20 protein-coding genes are annotated in these 20,222 nt (G+C 55.7%); 10 read left to right on the top strand and 10 right to left on the bottom strand.

Going from position 1 to position 20,222, the window contains the following annotated elements; translation table 11 throughout:
• Genes AC2FEB_RS03470 through AC2FEB_RS03460 form a run of 3 tightly spaced genes read right to left on the bottom strand, consistent with a single transcriptional unit; the run spans position 1 to position 2,274 of the window.
• Positions 1-918, bottom strand: coding sequence for a flavin reductase family protein (locus AC2FEB_RS03470; protein ID WP_496672000.1), 918 nt, complete (start codon positions 916-918; stop codon positions 1-3).
• Positions 915-1,703: an alpha/beta fold hydrolase gene (locus tag AC2FEB_RS03465; RefSeq protein WP_299896602.1), complete on the bottom strand. Its 789-nt coding sequence runs from the start codon at positions 1,701-1,703 to the stop codon at positions 915-917. The genes AC2FEB_RS03470 and AC2FEB_RS03465 overlap by 4 nt, the downstream gene beginning before the upstream one ends.
• Positions 1,675-2,274: an amino acid synthesis family protein gene (locus AC2FEB_RS03460; RefSeq protein ID WP_496672003.1), complete on the bottom strand. Its 600-nt coding sequence runs from the start codon at positions 2,272-2,274 to the stop codon at positions 1,675-1,677. Before AC2FEB_RS03460 ends, AC2FEB_RS03465 begins: the two co-directional genes overlap by 29 nt.
• 106 nt (positions 2,275-2,380) lie before the next feature.
• Between AC2FEB_RS03460 and AC2FEB_RS03455 the strand changes: the two genes are divergently transcribed.
• A complete protein-coding gene (locus AC2FEB_RS03455; protein ID WP_496883839.1) occupies positions 2,381-3,223 on the top strand; it encodes a LysR family transcriptional regulator in 843 nt (280 codons plus the stop codon).
• A gap of 33 nt (positions 3,224-3,256) precedes the next feature.
• On the opposite strand, the gene AC2FEB_RS03450 is transcribed toward AC2FEB_RS03455, so the two are convergent.
• Positions 3,257-4,441 carry a M24 family metallopeptidase gene (locus AC2FEB_RS03450; protein ID WP_496672009.1) on the bottom strand — a complete coding sequence of 395 codons (1,185 nt, stop codon included), beginning with the start codon at positions 4,439-4,441 and terminating at the stop codon, positions 3,257-3,259.
• A gap of 194 nt (positions 4,442-4,635) precedes the next feature.
• On the opposite strand from AC2FEB_RS03450, the gene AC2FEB_RS03445 reads away from it, so the two are divergent.
• The 7 genes from AC2FEB_RS03445 to AC2FEB_RS03415 all read left to right on the top strand — a co-directional run bounded on the left by AC2FEB_RS03445 (position 4,636) and on the right by AC2FEB_RS03415 (position 12,866).
• On the top strand, positions 4,636-5,781 hold the full coding sequence (locus AC2FEB_RS03445; protein ID WP_496672012.1) for a M24 family metallopeptidase: 1,146 nt from the start codon (positions 4,636-4,638) through the stop codon (positions 5,779-5,781).
• Positions 5,778-6,488, top strand: a complete 711-nt coding sequence (locus AC2FEB_RS03440; RefSeq protein WP_496672015.1) for a maleate cis-trans isomerase family protein — start codon at positions 5,778-5,780, stop codon at positions 6,486-6,488. The genes AC2FEB_RS03445 and AC2FEB_RS03440 overlap by 4 nt, the downstream gene beginning before the upstream one ends.
• A gap of 137 nt (positions 6,489-6,625) precedes the next feature.
• Positions 6,626-7,726, top strand: coding sequence for an ABC transporter ATP-binding protein (locus tag AC2FEB_RS03435; protein ID WP_117869138.1), 1,101 nt, complete (start codon positions 6,626-6,628; stop codon positions 7,724-7,726).
• 103 nt (positions 7,727-7,829) lie between these two features.
• Positions 7,830-8,921 carry an extracellular solute-binding protein gene (locus AC2FEB_RS03430; RefSeq protein ID WP_117869137.1) on the top strand — a complete coding sequence of 364 codons (1,092 nt, stop codon included), beginning with the start codon at positions 7,830-7,832 and terminating at the stop codon, positions 8,919-8,921.
• Positions 8,922-8,991: 70 nt separating this feature from the next.
• A complete protein-coding gene (locus AC2FEB_RS03425; protein ID WP_117869136.1) occupies positions 8,992-10,266 on the top strand; it encodes an ABC transporter permease in 1,275 nt (424 codons plus the stop codon).
• A 5-nt stretch (positions 10,267-10,271) separates the two neighbouring features.
• Positions 10,272-11,483 (top strand): ABC transporter permease, encoded by a 1,212-nt coding sequence (locus AC2FEB_RS03420; RefSeq protein ID WP_117869135.1) that lies wholly within the window; start codon positions 10,272-10,274, stop codon positions 11,481-11,483.
• Between the two features lie 162 nt (positions 11,484-11,645).
• Complete coding sequence (locus AC2FEB_RS03415) at positions 11,646-12,866, top strand: aminopeptidase P family protein (protein ID WP_496672024.1); 1,221 nt, start codon at positions 11,646-11,648, stop codon at positions 12,864-12,866.
• A gap of 35 nt (positions 12,867-12,901) precedes the next feature.
• On the opposite strand, the gene speB is transcribed toward AC2FEB_RS03415, so the two are convergent.
• On the bottom strand, positions 12,902-13,876 hold the full coding sequence (gene speB / locus AC2FEB_RS03410; RefSeq protein WP_496672027.1) for an agmatinase: 975 nt from the start codon (positions 13,874-13,876) through the stop codon (positions 12,902-12,904).
• A 461-nt stretch (positions 13,877-14,337) separates the two neighbouring features.
• Here speB and AC2FEB_RS03405 point away from each other — a divergent pair, with 461 nt between their 5' ends.
• Both AC2FEB_RS03405 and AC2FEB_RS03400 read left to right on the top strand, forming a co-directional pair.
• A complete protein-coding gene (locus tag AC2FEB_RS03405) occupies positions 14,338-14,706 on the top strand; it encodes a group I truncated hemoglobin (RefSeq protein ID WP_117869132.1) in 369 nt (122 codons plus the stop codon).
• Positions 14,703-15,761 carry an adenylate/guanylate cyclase domain-containing protein gene (locus AC2FEB_RS03400; RefSeq protein WP_117869131.1) on the top strand — a complete coding sequence of 353 codons (1,059 nt, stop codon included), beginning with the start codon at positions 14,703-14,705 and terminating at the stop codon, positions 15,759-15,761. The genes AC2FEB_RS03405 and AC2FEB_RS03400 overlap by 4 nt, the downstream gene beginning before the upstream one ends.
• A 6-nt stretch (positions 15,762-15,767) precedes the next feature.
• On the opposite strand, the gene AC2FEB_RS03395 is transcribed toward AC2FEB_RS03400, so the two are convergent.
• The 5 genes from AC2FEB_RS03395 to AC2FEB_RS03375 all read right to left on the bottom strand — a co-directional run bounded on the left by AC2FEB_RS03395 (position 15,768) and on the right by AC2FEB_RS03375 (position 20,184).
• Positions 15,768-16,382: a TetR/AcrR family transcriptional regulator gene (locus AC2FEB_RS03395; protein ID WP_117872774.1), complete on the bottom strand. Its 615-nt coding sequence runs from the start codon at positions 16,380-16,382 to the stop codon at positions 15,768-15,770.
• A gap of 113 nt (positions 16,383-16,495) precedes the next feature.
• On the bottom strand, positions 16,496-17,365 hold the full coding sequence (gene ppk2, locus AC2FEB_RS03390; RefSeq protein WP_496672032.1) for a polyphosphate kinase 2: 870 nt from the start codon (positions 17,363-17,365) through the stop codon (positions 16,496-16,498).
• A 49-nt stretch (positions 17,366-17,414) separates the two neighbouring features.
• Positions 17,415-18,368 (bottom strand): alpha/beta fold hydrolase, encoded by a 954-nt coding sequence (locus AC2FEB_RS03385; protein ID WP_496672035.1) that lies wholly within the window; start codon positions 18,366-18,368, stop codon positions 17,415-17,417.
• The gene (gene metA, locus AC2FEB_RS03380; protein ID WP_117869128.1) at positions 18,358-19,275 is read right to left on the bottom strand and encodes a homoserine O-acetyltransferase MetA; all 918 of its coding nucleotides are present in this window, start codon (positions 19,273-19,275) and stop codon (positions 18,358-18,360) included. Before metA ends, AC2FEB_RS03385 begins: the two co-directional genes overlap by 11 nt.
• Before the next feature lie 36 nt (positions 19,276-19,311).
• Positions 19,312-20,184: an ATPase gene (locus AC2FEB_RS03375; RefSeq protein WP_117869127.1), complete on the bottom strand. Its 873-nt coding sequence runs from the start codon at positions 20,182-20,184 to the stop codon at positions 19,312-19,314.
• Positions 20,185-20,222 lie beyond the last annotated feature (38 nt).

Genomic DNA, 20,222 nt, shown 5'->3' with positions numbered 1-20,222 from the left:
TCAGGTCCTTTCAGAAAAGCTGTGAACGTCACCCTGCTGCGCGCTGCCCAGATAAAGTGAGAAGTCGCGGGTTCGGCTTTCCAGCGCAAAACGAGAAATCATGGTGGTGATTGGCGTCGTCGTGTAGGAAAGGGCCGCCAAATCTTCAATCGCGACGGCCTCAAGCTTGCCGTGTTTGGGAATGTCCGGCGCATTGCCCAATATGTAGACATGATGCGCTGTGGCATCGTCATAGACCGAGTAGACGACGCCGAGATTTGCGTCGATGCCACGATCATTCAGATCCTGCCGGAGGCTGTCCCGCAACTGTCGCCGGTCGGACAATGTGACCTGCGGCGGCCTGAAACCGGCATCCGTTTTCTCAAGCAGCACGCGGCCTTCGTGTTCGATGATTGCGCCGCAGACGATCCGGCGCCCCGTCGGTTCAAGCGCGCCGCGTTCCAGACCAAGGCTAAAGTACCGCCCCTTCGCGTAGCCCAGCGCCGGGCGGTCGTCGTGGGAATAGGCTTCGACCTGACCGATCAAAACGCAATGGTCACCTGCCTCGATCACCCGATGGGTCTGGCAGGAAAATGTCGCGACTGCGCCGTTGATCAACGGGATCTCTCGCGCGTCAAGGCTATGGTCGGTTTTGGCGAACCGATCACCTTTGAAGCCGGCGAAGGTGTTGGACACATCTTCTTGCCCCTCGGCCAGAACACTCACCGTGAAATGGGTGCAGGCCGAGAATTCGCTGTATGAAGACAAGTTCTTGCCTGGGCAAACGATCAACAGTGGCGGGTCGAGAGAAACCGAAGTGAAGGAATTTGCCGTGAAGCCTACGGCCATGCCAGAGGCGTTGCGCGTGGTAACTACCGTCACGCCGGTCATGAATCTGCCAAATGCCCGCCGAAGGTCGCAGGGGTCGAGTTTGGTCATGATAGCACCTCGCTTTGAAAGCTGGAAACGGCGGCGTTGACCTGAATTGAATGTGTCATCGGCATCATATGGGCCGCCCCATCGATGATCAGCGCGCGTCCGTTCGGGGTGACTTCAGCCATTTTACGCGACATGTCGGGAGTGGAGTTCGGCTCCAGACTTCCGGTCAGGAAAAGTGCGGGGCAGCCAAGTTTCTCCAACTCGTCGCGCAAAGGATTTTGGCTTTGAGCAAAAACCGTATAGGTCAGTTTGTATGCAGCCGGATCCATGGCCATCAGCCATTCGCGGCAGGCATCACGTTCAGGCGAACCGATGTCACCGAACCACCGGCGCAGCGTGCTGTTTGGATCAACCGGTGTTTCACCATCCAGTCCCGCAGCACGTTCCTGAACCGCCTGCGCTGCCTTTGCGCCGCGTTCAAAAACGGCATTCATTGCCACGACGCCGCAAATCCGATCTGGCGCCTTGGCGGCAAGGTCCAGCGCGATCATAGCACCCATCGAGTGGCCGACAACTAGGACCGGACCGTTCAGACTGCCCAGCACATTCCGTGCTGCTTCACTGTATTCCGACAGCTCCGTGTCGAAAAAACTCAACGGGCTTTCTCCGTGACCGGGCATGTCCGGCGCTGTCAGGCGAGCTTCAGAGGCCAACTCGTCTAGCTGCGCGCCCCAAGCTTCGGCCCGCAGGCCAACCCCGTGGAGCAACAGGATTTCCGGACCTGTGCCAGTTTGGATTGCGGCCAGCCCGCCGATTTCAGACCGCGGCCGGGTTGTCCACGTCATGGCCCAAATCCTTGAGATCCTGATAACGGTCGCCGATGCGGTGATGCGGTCTGCCCGAGGTTGCGGCCCCCAGTACGACGACAATTTCGTCGTCGCGTGGTGCGTCTGGGATCGAGAATTGAATCGTCAGGTAGTGAGAACGCCGCCCGGCATCGTTTTTGTCCATCAATGGTACCATGATCGGCGCATTCGCGGGGCCACGCGTGTTTGTGAAAGCCAGATAGGACTTCGCGCTGACCGCCTGCCGGTAGTGGTTGCCGAACCGAAGGGTATGAATAATGCCCGAGGCGTGCTCGACCTCGCCATTCAGTCCGACGACGGCTGCCTTGCCATAGGCTTCGATTGCGTCGCCACTGCCGGCCAACGTAATCATGCGGTCCGTCATCATCTTTCCGAGTATGGGGCCATATGCGTGTATTTCGGGTTTAAGGTCTTCGACATATCGACCAGCCCAGGGATTTGTAATCACTGCGGCCACGGCAAACATGCGCCACGGGATTTCCGCAGGGCGAAATCCCTCGACAAGAACTTCCTCATCGTAGGTTACAATCTTGCGTAGTTCTGGCTTCATCACACCTCTCCTGTCGCGCTGGAGAAAGGTAGAAACGAGTGTGGTTTTTGACAAATGATTGAATTATGTGCTTTCGCATTAAAAAAATTAATGGCTAACTTGATCAATGGGAAAATCACTTCCACCCTTGACCTGGTTCCGATCCTTCGAGGCAGCAGCCCGGACCCTGAGTTTTACCGCGGCTGCCGAGGAAATAGGTCTGACTCAATCGGCCGTCAGTCAGCAGGTAAAGTCCCTTGAGATGCGTCTGGGGACAGCACTTTTTGTAAGACATCCTCGCAGTCTGGCCCTGACGGATGCCGGGCGAAAACTGTTGCCCGAGGTCGGTAGTGCGCTTGAGGCACTTGCCGCTGCTGCTGGAAGGGCCGACGCAAGCGCACCAGGAGATGTCTTGACGGTCGCCACCTCTGTTAGTGTCGCGCAATGGGTCATCGCCCCAAATCTCGCGGACTTCACCACACGCAATCCAGAGATCAGTGCGCGGCTGCTCAGTGCAATTTGGCCTGACGATTTTCACGCGTCGCAAGCTGACGTTCAGGTCAGGTTTGGGTCAGAAAAACAAGTGGGCAGGGGGGCCGAGCGCCTGAGGCCTGACAGGCTTGTCGCTCTAAAGGCGCCGACGCTTGCAGGGGATCCGTTCGACCTTCCCCTGATAGAAGCAGTCGGCACGTCCAGTGGATGGAAGACGTGGTTCGACAAGCAGGACGTGCGACGGCAGCCTGCTGTTTTCGTCGATACGTTCGGCATGGCGCTTCATTTGGCGGTTCATGGCAGCGGGGTTGCCCTGATCAGCGAATTTTTGGCGAAACATGCGATGGCAACCGGTCTTGTCGAAAGCGCACATGACAGCACTGTCGAATGCAACGAAGGGTATTATCTTTCCGCCGACGCCAGCAATCCGGCGGCCGCATTGTTTCGTGACTGGTTGCTTGAACAGATACGGGTTTGATCCGGCGCGGGCCTTCAATCGTTCGTGCACCTATCAGGGCTTGACGAATATTTTGCGTGGTCGTTTGCACAGACACTCTGCCGGTCCTTTTTCATCGATCAGGATGGTCTCGGTGATCGCAAGCCCCCAATCATCCATCCATAGCCCGGGCATAAAGTGAAATGTCATCCCGGCTTCGAGGATCGTATTGTCTTCGTCCCGCAACGAGATCGTGCGCTCGCCCCAGTCCGGAGGATAGCTGAGGCCTACAGGATAGCCACAGCGAGCACCGCGTTCTATCCCCGCACGTTCCAGCGGTGCGGCCAGCGCTTTGGCGATATCTTTTGCGCGATTGCCGGGCCGCGCAGCCTCCAGACCCGCCTCCAACCCTTCAACCAAAGCCGCCTCGGCCCTTCTAAGATGATCAGGCGGCCGTCCCAGAAACACCGACCGACAGAACGGAGCATGATATCGGCGATAGCAGCCGGACAACTCAAAAAAGGTGCATTCGCCCGATTTGAACACATCACCATTCCAGGTCAGATGTGGCGCGGCGGCGTCTGACCCTGACGGCAACAGTGGTACAATGGCCGCGTAATCCCCCCAGTCATCTTCGACGCCCGTTATCGCGTCATGGTAAATCTGCGCGACCAGTTCGTTCTTGCGCAGGCCGGGTTCAACGCGTTCAAGCACGCCGTCAGTCACAAACTCTGAAATTCGGGCCGCCTTGCGCATCAGGGCGATTTCTTCGCCGGATTTTACAACCCGTTGCCAGTTGACCAAAGCCGTTGCATCTATCAGCGTCGCCCCGGGCAGTTCAGTTGTCAGTGTAATATGGGCTTTGGCCGAGTAATAATAATTATCCAGCTCCACCCCAATTCGGCTCTGGCCGTGTCCGCAGTCAGCAATAAGCTTGGCTAGATCCTGCATTGGATGCCGTGTGGTCGACTGCACGAAGTGATCGGCGTATCCGAAAACCCGATCTTTCCCCATCCACACCGTACGCAGCGCACCGTTTGTATCCTGTCGACGCCCCCACCAGATTGGGTCCGCGTCAAGAAAAACCAGGGCACCCTGGTGAACGTAAAAAGACCATCCCTCATACCCGGTGAGCCACCCGATGTTCGATGGGTCTTCGACAAAAAGGCAGTCAATTCCCTTTGCGGCCATCGCCTTTCGGGTCTTGGCAAGACGGCGATCATATTCCGCCTGGCTGAAGGCTGGATCAGAGTGGGTCATTGGCGCCTCCGGTCAACAAAAGACTGTGGTTGACAGAACCCTACCGATCCGCTCACGTCAACGAATGAAAATTCCGGGGGGTGCATGAAAACCGATATCAATCCACACCGAACGGGCCGAAAGACTGGACCATTCAGGCTGCGTCGTTTCATCGGTTCAGCCTGCATGCGGCGCACCACCTCTGAGGTCGCCGGATGAGAGGGTTCGATCCAACAGAATTTGCCGCGCGTACTGAACGCGCACAGGTTATGATGAGTGCCGCGGGCCTGTCGGCGCTGCTGCTGACCACGGAAACCGATGTGCGCTACTTTACCGGGTACCTGACCAGATTCTGGGAAAGCCCGACCCGCCCTTGGTTCCTGATCCTGCCTGCGGCTGGCAAACCGGTCGCAGTTATCCCCTCGATCGGCGCCTCATTGATGGGGCAAACCTGGATCGACGACATCCGAACGTGGAGCTCACCCGACCTTCAGGATGACGGCGTTTCGCTTTTGACGGATGCCCTGACGGAACTGACGCCCCCCAAAGGCCGTATCGGAATGCCGGATGGGCACGAGACGCACGCGCGTATGCCCCTGTCGGACATTGAACGCCTGCGAAACAGTCTCGGTTCGCGTTGCATCACCGGAGATCAGGGTATTTTGCGCCAGCTTCGCATGGTCAAATCCGATGCAGAAATCACCAAGATCGAAACTGCATGCGCCATAGCTGGTCGCGCGTTCGCGCGCGTTCCCGAGATTGCACGGGCAGGTGCGCCGTTGGACGAGGTTTTTCGCGGTTTCCAGATACTGTGTTTGGAAGAGGGCGCCGACTGGGTACCATATCTCGCAGGTGGGGCAGAGCAGGGCGGTTATTCTGATGTGATTTCGCCTGCGTCTTCGTCCCCCTTGAAGGATGGCGATGTACTGATGCTTGACACCGGCTTGGTCTGGGATGGCTATTTCAGCGATTTCGACCGCAACTGGTCTGTCGGCCCAGCAAATTCCGACGTGAAATCTGCTTACACCAGGCTGATAGAAGCGTCAGATGCTGCATTCGAAATCGCGCGGCCCGGCGCAACCGCCGCAGAGTTGTTTCATGCAATGAACACGGTGCTGACCAAGGATTCTGAAGGCACAGATGCCGGTCGGCTGGGGCATGGGTTGGGCATGTCATTGACTGAATGGCCGTCCCTCATCCCGACGGACCAGACCGTTCTTGAACCCGGTATGGTGCTGACCCTGGAGCCGGGTATTGCAGTTGGTGACAAGATACTGGTTCACGAAGAAAACATTGTCCTAACAGACGATGCCCCGCGCTTTATCAGCCCGCGCATCGGGCCGGAGATTCTTGAGCTATGACTTACGTGCCTTACACGCTTGACGAAGACGACCCGCAAGCCGCGCCACTTGGATTGATCGTACTTCAGGTCGACGAGACGATTGAGCCGGAATTCAGCACGTATTTCTCGGACCGGAAAAGCCCGTTGTATGTAACACGGATTCCCAGTGGCATTGAAGTGACAACGGAAAGCCTTGCCGAGATGGAAAAGGCGTTGCCGGCAGCGGCCGAATTATTGCCCAGCGCGCGACCTTTTCGGGTGGTAGGTTATGGCTGCACGTCGGCCAGTTCCGTCATTGGATCAGGGCGTGTGGAGGAACTCATCAAGCAGTCGTGCAAAACAGAGGAAGTTACAAACCCTTTGCGTGCGGCCACGGCCTGCGCTGCGGACCTTGGTGTTTCGAAGTTTGCGCTGCTGTCGCCTTACGTGGAAGAGGTCAACGCACCGCTGCGTAACGCGTTCTCGGAAAACGGCTTAACCATGGATGTTTTCGGGACATTCGGACAGGCCGAAGAGGCAAAGGTCGCTCGGATATCGGTGCAGTCCGTGATTGAAGCCGCGACAAAACTGGGATCTGATCCGTCGGTTGAGGCCGTTTTCCTCAGCTGTACCAACCTGCGAACCCTTGAAGCAATCCCTGAGATTCGTGAGCGAATCGGAAAGCCTGTTCTTTCGAGTAATCAAAGCCTTGCATGGCACATGAGAGACTTGAGCGGCTTTCAATGAGTGTAAAGGTCGAACTCAAAATGCAGAAAGTCCGCCAAATAGAGTTGCCAAATGCTGGCTGCTTGGTCTTAACTGCTGCCTACAGATCAATGAAATCCGAAGCCGTCGGATAATCATTTGACGAAACAGGGGGTCTTGTGACCGGTACAACGAACGACGCCGCGTTTGTCGAATTCCAACGCGTTCAGAAGTCTTATGATGGCGAGAATCTCGTCGTTAAAGATCTAAATCTTGCGATGCCCAGGGGTGAGTTCCTTACAATGCTTGGGCCGTCGGGTTCCGGTAAGACAACATGTCTTATGATGCTCGCCGGGTTCGAAACCGCGACCCATGGCGAAATCCTCCTTGACGGGAAACCCATCAACAATATTCCGCCGCATAAGCGCGGAATTGGTATGGTTTTTCAGAACTATGCCCTGTTCCCACACATGACGGTGGCCGAAAACCTTTCGTTCCCTTTGGAGGTCCGCAAACTGGGCAAGTCTGAACGGGAGGAAAAGGTTCAACGTGCTCTGGACATGGTTCAGATGGGTGCGTTTGGCGGCCGACGTCCGGCTCAGTTGTCCGGCGGTCAACAACAGCGAATTGCCTTGGCGCGCGCTTTGGTTTTTGAACCCGAACTGGTGTTGATGGACGAACCTCTGGGCGCTTTGGACAAACAACTGCGTGAACATATGCAGTTCGAAATCACACGTCTTGCGCATGAACTGGGAATCACCACGGTTTATGTTACCCACGACCAAACCGAAGCATTGACCATGTCGGATCGTGTTGCCGTATTTGACGATGGCCGCATTCAGCAGCTTGCGCCGCCTGATCAGCTCTATGAAGAACCGGAAAACAGCTTCGTTGCGCAGTTCATCGGGGAAAACAACACAATGGAAGGCGTCATTAAGACGATTGATGGCGATACATGCCTCGTCCAGCTGGATGATGGCTCTGAAATTGACGCTGTTCCGATCAATGTTCGCGAACCCGGCGAACGGACAAAAGTATCGATCCGGCCCGAGCGGGTAGAATTCAACAAGGATCGCCTGCACGCCGATGCACATACGCTGAAGGCAACCGTCAAAGAATTCATTTACATGGGTGACGTGTTCCGTTTCCGCATGTCCGTTGCCGGAAATGATGAGTTCATCGTCAAGACCCGGAACGCGCCAGACGCGATCCGCCTGTCCCCGGGGCAGGAGATCGAGATCGGCTGGCTGGCTCAGGATTGTCGTGCGCTCGACGCATAGGCCAAGTCGCGCGGAACAAGCGCGACCTCACTGAGGGACCGGTTGGTGAAAACCCGTGCATCAGCCGACCACACACATAAACGGGAAGAACTGGGAGTAATTCATGAAGACAACCAAAACATTGTTAACAGCAGCGGCACTTGGGGCAGTTGCTGGCGGTGCATTCGCAGAAGAAATGACGATCGTTTCCTGGGGCGGCGCCTATTCCAAATCACAGCTAAAGGCGTACCACGAGCCCTATTCGGAAAAGACAGGTGTCACCATTCTGAATGATGACAGCTCGGCCGAAGCAGTTGCGAAACTGCGCGCGATGAACGAAGCCGGCAACATCACCTGGGATGTGGTTGATGTTGTGGCTGCCGACGCAATTCGTCTTTGTGACGAAGGTCTTGCGCTTGAAATCGACTTTGACACTCAGCTTGCGTCGGCGCCGGATGGCACGTCTGCCTCCGAGGATTTCGGCGACCTTTTGGTCAGCGACTGCTTTATTCCGCAGATTGTGTATTCAACCACTTTTGGTTACCGCACCGATCTTGTCGGAGACACTCCGCCCAGCGATGTCTGCGCCGTATTTGACCTGGAAGCCTATCCAGGCAAGCGTTCGCTTGAAAAGCGTGCGATCAACAACATGGAATGGGCTCTGATCTGTGATGGCGTCGCCAAAGACGATGTCTATGACGTTCTGGCCACTCCGGAAGGTCAGGATCAGGCGCTGGCAAAGCTCGACACGATCAAAGACAGCGTTGTCTGGTGGTCCGCTGGTGCGGATACACCGCAACTTCTGGCTGATGGCGAGATCGTCATGGGTTCGACCTATAACGGTCGTCTGTTCAGCGTGATCGAAGAGCAGAAGCAGCCCGTTGCCATGCTGTGGGACGCGCAGATCTTTGACCTAGACGGTTGGATCATCCCTGCTGGTCTGAGCGAAGAGCGTCAGCAGCGCGCTCTGGACTATATCATGTTCGCAACTGACACCCAGCGTTTGGCGGATCAGGCCAAGTACATCTCGTACGGTCCGGCCCGGGCATCGTCAGCGCCGCTGGTGGGTCAGCACGCCGACCTGGGTATCGATATGGCGCCGCACATGCCGACCGATCCGGAAAACGCCAAGAACACGTTCCTGTACAACTACGAGTTCTGGGCGGATTACCGCGACGATATCGAAGCCAAGTTCCAAGCTTGGTTGGCGCAATAAGCGCGCGTTTTCATGAAAAAGTCGGGGGCGGCGCGCCGCCCTCAGACTCAAGCAGAGCCAAGGGGCACAGATGACTGACGCAAGCCAAAATGCAGGGCCGATGCTGGCAGCGGACGGAACGCCGCTCAAGCAATCGCTGGCACGTTCACTGCGGCGGCAGAAATTGCGGGCGTTGATGCTCGTCGCTCCGCTTCTGCTGTTCGTCATGTTTTCCTTCATCGTGCCGATTGCGTCGATGCTGTTTCGTTCGGTGGAAAACAGCATGGTGTCGGAAACCCTTCCACTTACTGTGGAAACTCTGAAGGGTTGGGATGCTCAAAGCGGCGAGCTTCCGGATGAAGCGGTTTACGATGCTTTCGTTCACGATATGGTCGTTGCGGTCGAAAACAAAGAACACACTCGCCTTGGTTCGCGTCTGAACTACGAAGAAACAGGTATGTCTTCGCTGTTCCGCAAATCCGGGCGTCAGATCAAAAAACTGGATCCTGAAGCGGATGCGCCTTTCAAGGAGAAATTGATCGAGATCCATGAAGGCTGGGGAGATCCGCAAACCTGGCGCGTGATCAAGACCCATTCACCGGCGGTCACCAATGGCTACTTCCTGAATGCCGTCGATATGCGCAGAACCCCGGAAGGCGCTCAGGCCCAACCCGAAGACAAGCGGATCCTCATCAAGCTTTTCGGACGTACTCTGTTCATGTCGCTCGCGATAACGGGCGCTTGTATCCTGCTCGCATACCCTGTCAGTTACCTATTGGCGACACTTCCGATGCGGGTGTCGAACCTGTTGATGATACTGGTCCTTTTGCCCTTCTGGACGTCTCTTCTGGTGCGAACGTCCGCGTGGAAGGTCATGTTGCAACAACAGGGGGTTATTAACGATACCCTCGTTTGGCTGGGGCTGGTCGCTGATGACGCTCGGCTGATTATCATCAACAACCAGATCGGCACCATCATCGCGATGACGCATATCCTTTTGCCGTTCATGATCTTGCCGATGTATTCGGTGATGCAGACCATACCGCCGTCTTATACGCGCGCTGCCAAATCCATGGGAGCGACGAACTGGACGACATTCTGGCGTATCTACTTCCCGCAATCCGTGCCCGGGATCGGGGCCGGTTCGATCCTCGTGTTCATTCTGGCAATCGGTTACTACATCACGCCCGAGATCGTGGGCGGCACCAAGGGTGTCTTTATTTCGAACCGGATCGCCTATCACATCTCGTCCTCACTGAACTGGGGGCTGGCTGCGGCCTTGGGTACGATCCTTCTGGCGGTCGTGCTGCTGCTCTACTGGGTCTACGACAAGATCGTGGGCATCGATAACGTGAAGTTGGGATAATCAAGATGGCCGCACTGACACCGATATCCCGCAAACCCATGTCCATGGTTTTGCCCAGTGTCGCACTCGCAGGGGCTTTTGCCGGTATTTTTGTCGGGGCCGGAAATGGTTCGGTCCTTCTGGGTATCCTGGGTGGAGCTGTCCTGATCGCGGGGCTGGCTTGGGTCTACATAAATCTCGTGAAGAACGAAAACCTCGCACGCTGGATCAACATCATCGGGTTCGGTGTCGTTGGTTTCATAGTGGCCGGGCTGATGGGCGGAGTATTGGGATTGCTCGGCGGCTGGTTTTTCGCTTGGTTTATCTTCTGGTTGTACGAGGGGCGGTATCGGCGCAAGTTGCTGCCATACCTCACGGCACAACAGGTTTTTTATCACTATCTGTTTCGCGTGATCTGTGGTGCGATCTTCGTGTTCCTGATCACACCGATCCTTGTGGTGTTGCCGCTGTCTTTCAACGCAGAGGATTTCTTTACATTCACCCCCGAGATGCTGCGGCTGGATCCGGAAGGCTATTCCCTTAAGCACTACCGAGACTTCTTCACCAACAACGAATGGCAGCGCAGCTTCAAGAATTCGCTCATCATTGCGCCGATCGCGACGGTTATTTCGGTAACGTTGGGAACACTGGCTGCCATTGGACTCAGCCAGTCTCACGTTCCCGGGCGCCGTGCGATTATGGGAATTCTGATATCTCCGATGATTGTCCCGCTGATCATCTCGGCGACGGGCATGTTCTTTTTCTACAGTGATATCGGGCGCTTCCTCGAAGGTACGTTGGGCATGAACAAGAATTTCGTGGGCTATCTGAAAGTTATTCTGGCCCACGCCGTTCTGGGTATTCCGTTTGTGATCATCACCGTGACCGCGACTCTGGTCGGTTTTGATCGGTCTCTGACCCGGGCGGCAGCCAATATGGGTGCTGGACCCGTGCGAACATTCTTCAAGATTCAGATGCCGTTGATCCTGCCGGGCGTCATATCTGGCGGTCTCTTTGCCTTTATCACATCATTCGACGAAGTGGTTGTGGTGCTGTTTGTAGGCTCCGCCAGCCAAAAGACGTTGCCGTGGCAGATGTTCACCGGCCTGCGGGAACAGATCAGTCCAACCATTCTTGCGGTTGCGACAATCCTTGTGGTCCTGTCTATTGCTCTGCTGACTACGGTCGAACTGTTGCGGCGTCGGTCTGAACGTTTGCGGGGTCTTTCGCCCGCTTGACGCAGCAAACCGTCTGATCTAACGATTCACCTGTTCATCTCCGCTGCGATGGCGTCGCGGCGACTACGGAGGTGATCGGCTCTCGGACCCCGAGACCGCCTGTCCTGAACGCCGGGACAAGTGGCCGGGAATTGCATGCCCGGCAAAGATGAGAGACCAGAGATGACTGACATATCAAACCGCCCCGAGATCTTCACCTGCCACAATGGTGACAAGGCCCCGTTGCAGTTCAGCAAAGCCGAGTATGACCGCCGTCTTGGCAAGCTTCGCGCGATAATGGCCAGGCGAGATATCCCAGTGGTGCTGCTGACGTCGATGCAGAATATCGCCTATTACTCAGGCTTTCTGTACTGTGCGTTCGGGCGCCCCTATGGCTGCGTTGTGACCCAGGACAGCTGCACCACCGTGTCCGCGAATATTGATGCCGGGCAACCCTGGCGCCGGTCTGTTGAAGACAACGTGATTTATACTGACTGGAAGCGCGACAACTACTGGCGTGCAGTTGCGAGCCTGATCGGCAATGCAAAACGGATCGGTATCGAAGGCGACCACATGACGCTGGCGGCGCGTGACACAGCGCTGAGCATGCTTGGCGAGCCTGAATTGGTTGACATCGCGACGGACACCATGGCCGCGCGGATGATCAAATCCGCTGAAGAAATCGAATTGATCAAGGGCGGTGCCCGTACTGCCGACGTGGGTGGCGCTGCGATCCATGCCGCAATCCGCGAAGGCGCAACCGAGATCGAGGTTGCAATGGCCGGCCGAGACGCGATGGAAGTGGAGATCGCGCGTGCCTATCCTGATGCCGAATATCGCGACACCTGGGTTTGGTTCCAATCGGGTTTGAACACCGACGGCGCGCATAACCCGGTCACCAAACGCGCACTACAAAAAGGCGATATCCTGTCACTGAACACCTTTCCGATGATCTCGGGCTATTATACCGCCTTGGAACGGACCCTGTTTCTGGGCGAGCCGGATGCCGACAGCCTGCGGCTGTGGAAGGCCAATGTGGCCGCGCATGAACTTGGCCTCAGCCTGATCAAACCCGGTGCCACCTGTTCCGGTATCACAGCCGAGATCAACCGGTTCTTTGCCGACGAAGGCCTGCTGCAATACCGGTCCTTCGGCTATGGCCACTCGTTTGGTGTTCTTAGCCATTACTATGGTCGCGAAGCCGGTCTGGAGCTCCGCGAAGACATCGACACCGCGCTGGAACCCGGCATGGTGGTCTCGATCGAGCCGATGCTGTGGATCCCTGAAGGCCAGCCCGGTGCGGGCGGCTACAGAGAGCATGATATTCTGGTAGTGGGTGAAGACGGAGCCGAAAACATCACCGGATTCCCCTACGGGCCGGGTCACAACATTATCGGCGCCTGATGCTTTGGGGTGGAGCCTCGGCTCCACCCGCTATTTTACGTGTGTAGAGCGCGTTCGTGAAATATGAAGCCCAGAAAATTCAGCAGAAGTTGCGCTGCCAGTATCTGAGTGCTTTCAGTGGGATCGTAGGCAGGGGCCACTTCGACAAGATCGATGCCGACCACGTCACCTCTTTTCGCGAGCCCCTGAAGGATCTCCAGAACGTCATAGTACAGAAACCCTCCGTGGCTTGGGGTTCCGGTCCCTGGTGCGATCGATGGACAAAATGCATCGATATCAATAGTCACGTAGTACCGTTTTCCCGCGGGTATGCGGTCAAGAACAGCCTCTGTTCCCAGTCTGCGAACCTGCCGTACCGACAGGATATCCGATCCGCGCGCACGCGCGTCGTCATACCCTTCCTTGGACGTGGACGAAACGTTTCGAATACCCAACTGGGTCATCCCTGAAACATAGTCCTTTTCGATCGCGCGGCGCATGGGGTTTCCGTGCCCGTTGGTAACGCCATGACGTTCATCGACAAAGTCCAAATGCGCATCGATTTGAACGACATGTATTGGGCCGTTTTCAGCGCAGTTGCTTTCGAATGCAGAAATGCAGGGGATGTTGACCGAGTGATCACCGCCAATCACCAGCGGAAGGGCTCCGGCCTCTAGAATCTTTCGCACACCAAAGGCTATGTTCTTGTGGCTGGTCTCGGTCTTGGTGTGGACAATATCCGCGTCCCCCAGGTCGACGATCCGAACCGAGCTGTCCAGATAGGTCGCGTCATCCTCATGATCATAGGCGCCAGCATGGCCGAAACTGAAAAGGGTCGATGCCTCTCGAACGGCCCGGGGACCAAACCGAGCACCCGGGCGCCACTGCGTGCCAAAGTCGAAGGGCGCGCCGAGGACGCAAACATCGGCATCAATTCTGCCCCAGTTTTCGATGTATGGAGATTTTCCGAAGGTCGATATTCCGACGAAAGGTAGATTTAGGCGCCCAGACGCATATCCATGTTCCTGCACTTTCGGTCCTTTCGATGGTTGTGCCTTATTTGTTGCATGTGAACATGAGGACACGCTGTATTGGAACACAATTCTCTTTGAGCGACAGGTTCCGGGGGCTTATCAGGCGAAAATGTCTTCCGGAGGGCTGGGCTGGCTTGCGTCCAAAGTTCACCCAGACCAGCCCATTGGAGCACTTCAGGATTAGCCCAGAGATATTCCCGTTGGTGGTGTGCAATTCATTTCTTTCCCGTTTTCACATTCGAAAAATAGCTAATGCCGCTTGAACGTCGGATCGAGGTCAGGCCAGAAACGGTACGTTTGTGGTGGAACAGGTTCGGCACCAGCGAAGCTTTGGTGGTTTTTCCAGTACAACAAGACGGTTTTTGATCGTTCCCTGTTAGAAAATCATAAGCGTTAACAAAAAAATCGATTTGATATAGAGTTGTGGGGTTATTGATTGGTAACGCGCGGGTATACGTGTGGCACAGACACTTTATGAAAAATATGGCGGCTTCAAAACGATCAGCCGAGTCGTGATGACTTTCTATGAAATGGCGTTGGACTCGGATGAGATCGGCCACCATTTCGAAGACATTGATATGCCGCGTTTGATCGACCATCAAACCAAGTTCGTTTCGTCCTTGATTGGCGGGCCGGCATCTTTCAGTGATGACAGGATCGAAGTGGTTCATCGGCATTTGAACATATCGCACAATGAATTCGACGTCATGGCCGAGCTCTTTGGCGACGCGCTGAGTCAGCATGGTATGTCGGACGGCGACGTCAAAACTGCGCTGAAGGCGATCGAAGGAAAGCGTTCGATCATCGTCGCCCGGAATGCGGCATGAGCATTCTTGCTATAAACGAACAATTGCTGCGCGCGATCGGAGTGGGCGTCGCCGTAGTACGTGCATCCGACCTGCAGTTCGTGTTTCACAACGGGCCCTTCAGGGAATGGTTCGGTACACCTGACAATGGCAGTACCCTAAGCGACGTTCTTTCTGATCTCGACCCGAAGGAACTGGAGGATGTGAAGCAATCTGGCCTTCGGTACTCGGTCGAATTGCAGATCAAACCAAAGCGAAGGACACTGATTTTTGCGGTCACAGTCTCGCTGGCCAGCGGGTTGTCCGAACAGGTGCTGATTGTTGAATGTCAGAACATCACCCGCATTCGCGAGTTGGAAAGCATGATTGACAGCTATTCCACCATGGTCGAGCGAAATACCCGAGAGCTTGAGCGCGAAAAGGAGAGGGTGGAACGCCTGTTGCTGAACCTGATGCCAAGAGCGGTGTATGAAGAGTTCAAGACGTTTGGCGTTGTCACACCGCAGCTGTATCAGCAGGTTTCGGTGGTGATGCTGGATTTTGTCGGGTTCACGGATTTCGCGGCCAAGACCGACCCGACAGTGACCTTGAGTGAGTTGAACGACATCTTCACGGCATTTGACCGGATCGTCGAACAATTCGGGTGTGAACGGATCAAGACGATTGGCGATGCCTATCTGGCCGTTTCAGGCATGCCCGATCCCACACCTGATCATGCGACCGCAGTGGCGCATTGCGCGGTAAGGTTTCTGCGCTATCTCGAGCGCCGCAACGAAAGCCATCCGCATAAGTGGCAGGCCCGGATCGGATTGGGTATGGGTGCGGCTGTAGGATCGGTCGTGGGCATTCAGAAATATGTCTATGACGTGTTTGGCCCTGCCGTGAACATCGCATCCCGGTTGCAGGTCTTTGCCAACCCCATGAATATCGTGGCCCCGGAAGAGATGAAATATGCCCTGATCGACGAGTTTCAGGTCTCGGATCTGGGGTGCGTTGATATCAAGGGGATGGGTGAGATGGATCTGATCAATGTGACATCAGGTTTGAGTATGCCGCAAAGCAGTCGTTCATTCTGACTGGCGTCATTCGTCCTGAGGGATCAGACCCAAACCGCGCAGATAAATACCGATACCGCTTTCCAACAAGTCCTCGGGGGGGAAAGGTGAAGTTGCGCCGGTATTTCGGGCATACAGCTCGACGACCCCGTGGCTCATCGCCCAGATATGCGCGCTGAACATCGAGGCAGGCGGGCGCTTTTCCGGTGGAATATGCTGGGACAGGTCAGCGGCCGCTTGCTCAAGAACAGACTTCGCCCGATTTGCTGCCAGGGACAATTCAGGCGTGCGGTTCAGGGATATTCCACTTTCGAACATGGCAATGTAATGCCCGGGGTTCTTGCGTGCAAAGGCCAGATAAGCACGCCCCGTTGCTTCAAAAGCCGCAAGGGCTGAAGGCTGTCCTTCGTCGTAGGCGTATTGCATCAGGTCTGCGAACATCTCAAACCCCTGCCGTGCGGCTTCGGCAATCAGGTCCTCGCGCCCTTGAAAATGACGATAGACGGCGGCAGGCGTGACACCGGCAGTTTTTGCGGCCTCGGACAGCGTGAAACCGGTCGGGCCCTTGTCTTCGATCAGGGACAAGGCTGCCTCGATCAGGGCTTGCTTCAGGTTTCCGTGGTGATAACCGCGTTTCGTCATCCCGGCCTCAGTTGCATTGATTGGGTGTTGGAAGACAAGGACATAGACCACCGATGCATTGTCGTCCAATACATGATCGTGAAGGCATCGACAGGGCAGGGCAGAGCGACAATTTATGCCTCCCACACGTCCGGGCCACCGCAGACACGGGCATCAACCTCGCCGATACTCTTCTTGTCCTTCTCTTCATAGTCCAAGGCATGCAGAACCGTTCGGATGGCCGCAAGGCGCGCGCGTTTTTTGTCGTCAGAACGAACAATTGTCCACGGGCAGGCATCAGAATGCGATCGGGTCAGGGTTTCCGAGATCGACTGCGTGTATTCGTCCCATTTGTTCAGCCCCGCCACGTCGATCGCGCTGAGCTTCCATTGCTTCAAAGGGTCGTTTTCGCGCGCCAGAAAACGGTTCAGTTGTTCTGCACGCCCGACATTAAGCCAGAATTTGAAAAAATGGATGCCGTCATTCACCAGACCGGTTTCAAGCGGCAGGACCTGTCGGAAGAACCGCTCACGCTGCTCCTGTGAACAGAAGCCAAAGACATTCTCGACGACGCCTCGATTGTACCAACTGCGATCAAAGAACACGATCTCTCCGGCGGCGGGCAGATGCAGGATGTAGCGCTGGAAATACCATTGGCTGCGTTCGGCGTCTGATGGTTTGGCCAGCGCAACGTTGCGCGCGCCGCGGGGGTTCAGGTTTTCACGAAACCGCTTGATGGTGCCACCTTTGCCCGCGGCATCGCGGCCTTCGAAAATGACGGCTACCCGTTGATCGGTTTCCTTGACCCAGGATTGCATTTTGACCAATTCAATCTGGAGCAGGTCCATCTGCTCATCATAATCCTTGGACTTCATTTTTTCAGAATACGGGTAGGTCGGGTTCAGAATATCGCCCTTTTTCGCGTTTTGAATCTCTTCCCGTACAGATTTGGGCGCGTCTTTCCGAAAATACTTCTCGATGGAGCCTTTTCCTGACCGGGCCATATGTCACCTCGCGATAAAATCCATATCTGACTATGGATTAGAGCTTGGGTTAACGCAAACCCGCTCGCTGCGCCGCGCGATCTATCGCGGCGGCAACTTCGGGTGCTGCGACCACCTGTGGCATATGACCGACACCCGGTAACTCGATCAACTCGGCCCCGGGGATTTGTTCGATCAGACGTTCAGAATGCCATTCTAGACCAACGGTATCGTCGGCCGTTCCGTGAATGATTTCGGTCGGTACGTAAATCTCGCCATATCTGGGTTGCAGGCGGGTGACTTCGTCCAGCAGGTTGGCGCGTTGCTTGGCATTTGCATGCATCGAGCCACGCCGGATCGTCAGCCCTGGCCCAAAGTGTTCGGCATAGCCTTCCGGCGCCGTTTGCGGTGCAAACACCTTGTCCAACGCCTGTGTTACGTACCATTCGGGCACGAAAGAGCTGATCAGGGGCAAGGCCAGCGCATTGCCCGACTTGGTTGACGCAAGCCGGTTGAACCCATCCAAAGGCGTTTCCCACGGGATAGCGGCCGGAGCTATCAGAACCAGAGCCGAAATATTCTCGGGTCGGGTCACGGCCCAGGCCAGCGAGACCGATCCGCCATAGCTCTGCCCGGCCACGATGGGCTTTTCCGCCCCAAGCTGAGCCGCCGCCTGTTGCAGGATATCCGCCTGTTCAATGAGGGTTTCACCGTTCGGATTGAAGCTTTCGGAATAGCCCAACCCCGGTCGGTCAAAAACGATCACGCGGTATGACTTGGCCAGAATAGGGGCCAGCGCAAAGGTCATATCGCGCGTGTTCCCGCTGGAACCATGGATCAGAACGACATCAGGACCGTCCCCCATGACCACGGCGTGCACGGCGAGGCCGCCTACATCCAGAATCTGACCTTCGGGGGGGTAAGCCGCCTCGGCCAGCGCTTCGTTCCGGGCGCTGCGCCAGTTTGTCAGTATGACAAGGCCCAGAACGGCCAGGCCAAGGGATATCAGGACTTTAGTGGCCAATTTTTGTCATGTTGAAAGGCGTGGATTGATAGATTTCGTTGATCCAGTTGCCGTACAGCAGATGTGCATGACTGCGCCACCGGTTCTGCGGCGTGTTGGATGGATCATCGTCGGGATAGTAGTTGATAGGCACGTTGATAGGCGTGCCATTGCTGACGTCCCGATCATATTCCTGTTTCAGCGTGTCACTGTCATATTCGAAGTGATTAAAGATATACAACGCGCGATGGCCGGGATCTTCGACCAGACAGGGGCCGACATCGTCGCTGCCCAACAGGGTTCTCAGCCCGGGTGCGCGATCGATTTCATCCTGTTTCATTTCCGTCCATCGGCTGACCGGAATGACGCAGTCATCCGAGAAACCGCGCAAGAACGGAGACGCCAGATCCAGGTTGCGATGCCGGAAACACCCAAAGGCTTTCGCGTCCAGCATGTGCTTTTTGACACCGTGAAAATGGTTGATCATCGCCATCCCGCCCCAACACACACCAAAGGTGGAATGCACGTTGGTTTGAGTCCAGTCGAAGATCTCGCTGATTTCATCCCAATAGGTGACATCACAAAATTCCAGATGTTCGATCGGGGCGCCGGTAATGATCAGACCGTCGAACTTCTGATCTTTGATCTCTTGAAAGGGACGATAGAACTCGGACATATGCTCGGCGGCGGTGGTTTTGGTCCGGTGTTCAGTCATGCGGATCAAAGAAAGATCGATCTGCAATGGAGTTGCCCCGATCAGACGCGCGAACTGGTTTTCGGTCTGGATTTTCTTGGGCATCAGGTTCAGCAAGCCGATGCGCAGTGGGCGGATGTCCTGACGCATTGCCTGATCTTCGTCCATGACCATGACGCCCTCTTTGGTCAGGACGTCAAAAGCAGGCAGATCTGAAGGGATTTTGATGGGCATATGTCAGGCTTCTAAGGGATTAGTGAAAACTGGTAGTTAGGCGTTTTTGTGCCTGGTCTCAAGGGTGTGTTCGATCAACTCATCGAAATCGGCGGCGTCGCGGATTTTGCCGATGTCATTGGCTGCAATCGTCACGCCCCAGTTATTCGCCATGGCTTCGTAGCGCGGCTGACGGTGCGCCAAGGCCTGCGCATAGGTCCAACGGACGAAATCATCGGGATTCACATCGGTTTCCGAACATCCGTGTTGTTCCAGATAGTCTGTCCAGGCTCTGGTCAGGAATTCGGCCTGATAGGACATGGGCTTAGGGGCTTTGTCAAAACGACGTACAAGCTCTGCCGTGTGTTCCTCATCCCCCTTCAGCCAGATCATCAGGGTGTGTTGCGAAAGCTCGGACAGTACCCGGTCGTTCGGATCTTCGGGGTCCACCCACTCGCAGATCGATCCACCGGTGTCGCAGATGAAATGGGGGTATTTGTACAGACGCTCGGCGCGGTCGATGAAATACTCGGTATCCAGCAGAGCGTGTATTTCGGCCAGTCGAAACTGTTCTTGCCTGCGTCGGTATTCCGGCATTTCCAATCCGCCAAGGGCAGGGTTGCCCGGTTTGCCCAGATAGGCCGCGACCGGAGTCAGGTTTGCGAACGAGATATTGGAGCCGATATAAATTGAATCCGACAGTAGCAGGTCACGCAAGAACGGGACTTTCATCGCCTCGGCCTTTGCGTTGTCTGTAATGTATTCGCCCATGTACCGGGTGCCGATGCGATAGTCGATCGAGTAGTGAAACCAGTTCCCTGAGCCGCGAAGAATGTTCGAGACATAGGTCTTACCCAGACCGGACATGCCAAAGAACAGCACCTTCTTGCGGCGTGCCGTGCGCCAGTCTTTGGCTGTGTTATAGATCATCTTGTGCTGTCCCTTTTTGCCTTTGCTAAATCGGGCAG

It is taken from the genome of Ruegeria sp. YTSC106, assembly GCF_059609765.1.
This window is presented reverse-complemented; position numbering and strand designations above follow the sequence as displayed.

Excerpts from the sequence above, each read along its gene's own strand:
- AC2FEB_RS03470 (WP_496672000.1), bottom strand. The coding sequence starts at position 918 with ATGACCAAACTCGACCCCTGCGACCTTCGGCGGGCATTTGGCAGATTC.
- AC2FEB_RS03465 (WP_299896602.1), bottom strand. The coding sequence starts at position 1,703 with ATGACGTGGACAACCCGGCCGCGGTCTGAAATCGGCGGGCTGGCCGCA.
- AC2FEB_RS03460 (WP_496672003.1), bottom strand. The coding sequence starts at position 2,274 with ATGAAGCCAGAACTACGCAAGATTGTAACCTACGATGAGGAAGTTCTT.
- AC2FEB_RS03455 (WP_496883839.1), top strand. The coding sequence starts at position 2,381 with ATGGGAAAATCACTTCCACCCTTGACCTGGTTCCGATCCTTCGAGGCA.
- AC2FEB_RS03450 (WP_496672009.1), bottom strand. The coding sequence starts at position 4,441 with ATGACCCACTCTGATCCAGCCTTCAGCCAGGCGGAATATGATCGCCGT.
- AC2FEB_RS03445 (WP_496672012.1), top strand. The coding sequence starts at position 4,636 with ATGAGAGGGTTCGATCCAACAGAATTTGCCGCGCGTACTGAACGCGCA.
- AC2FEB_RS03440 (WP_496672015.1), top strand. The coding sequence starts at position 5,778 with ATGACTTACGTGCCTTACACGCTTGACGAAGACGACCCGCAAGCCGCG.
- AC2FEB_RS03430 (WP_117869137.1), top strand. The coding sequence starts at position 7,830 with ATGAAGACAACCAAAACATTGTTAACAGCAGCGGCACTTGGGGCAGTT.
- AC2FEB_RS03425 (WP_117869136.1), top strand. The coding sequence starts at position 8,992 with ATGACTGACGCAAGCCAAAATGCAGGGCCGATGCTGGCAGCGGACGGA.
- AC2FEB_RS03420 (WP_117869135.1), top strand. The coding sequence starts at position 10,272 with ATGGCCGCACTGACACCGATATCCCGCAAACCCATGTCCATGGTTTTG.
- AC2FEB_RS03415 (WP_496672024.1), top strand. The coding sequence starts at position 11,646 with ATGACTGACATATCAAACCGCCCCGAGATCTTCACCTGCCACAATGGT.
- AC2FEB_RS03400 (WP_117869131.1), top strand. The coding sequence starts at position 14,703 with ATGAGCATTCTTGCTATAAACGAACAATTGCTGCGCGCGATCGGAGTG.
- AC2FEB_RS03395 (WP_117872774.1), bottom strand. The coding sequence starts at position 16,382 with ATGACGAAACGCGGTTATCACCACGGAAACCTGAAGCAAGCCCTGATC.
- ppk2 (WP_496672032.1), bottom strand. The coding sequence starts at position 17,365 with ATGGCCCGGTCAGGAAAAGGCTCCATCGAGAAGTATTTTCGGAAAGAC.
- metA (WP_117869128.1), bottom strand. The coding sequence starts at position 19,275 with ATGCCCATCAAAATCCCTTCAGATCTGCCTGCTTTTGACGTCCTGACC.
- AC2FEB_RS03375 (WP_117869127.1), bottom strand. The coding sequence starts at position 20,184 with ATGATCTATAACACAGCCAAAGACTGGCGCACGGCACGCCGCAAGAAG.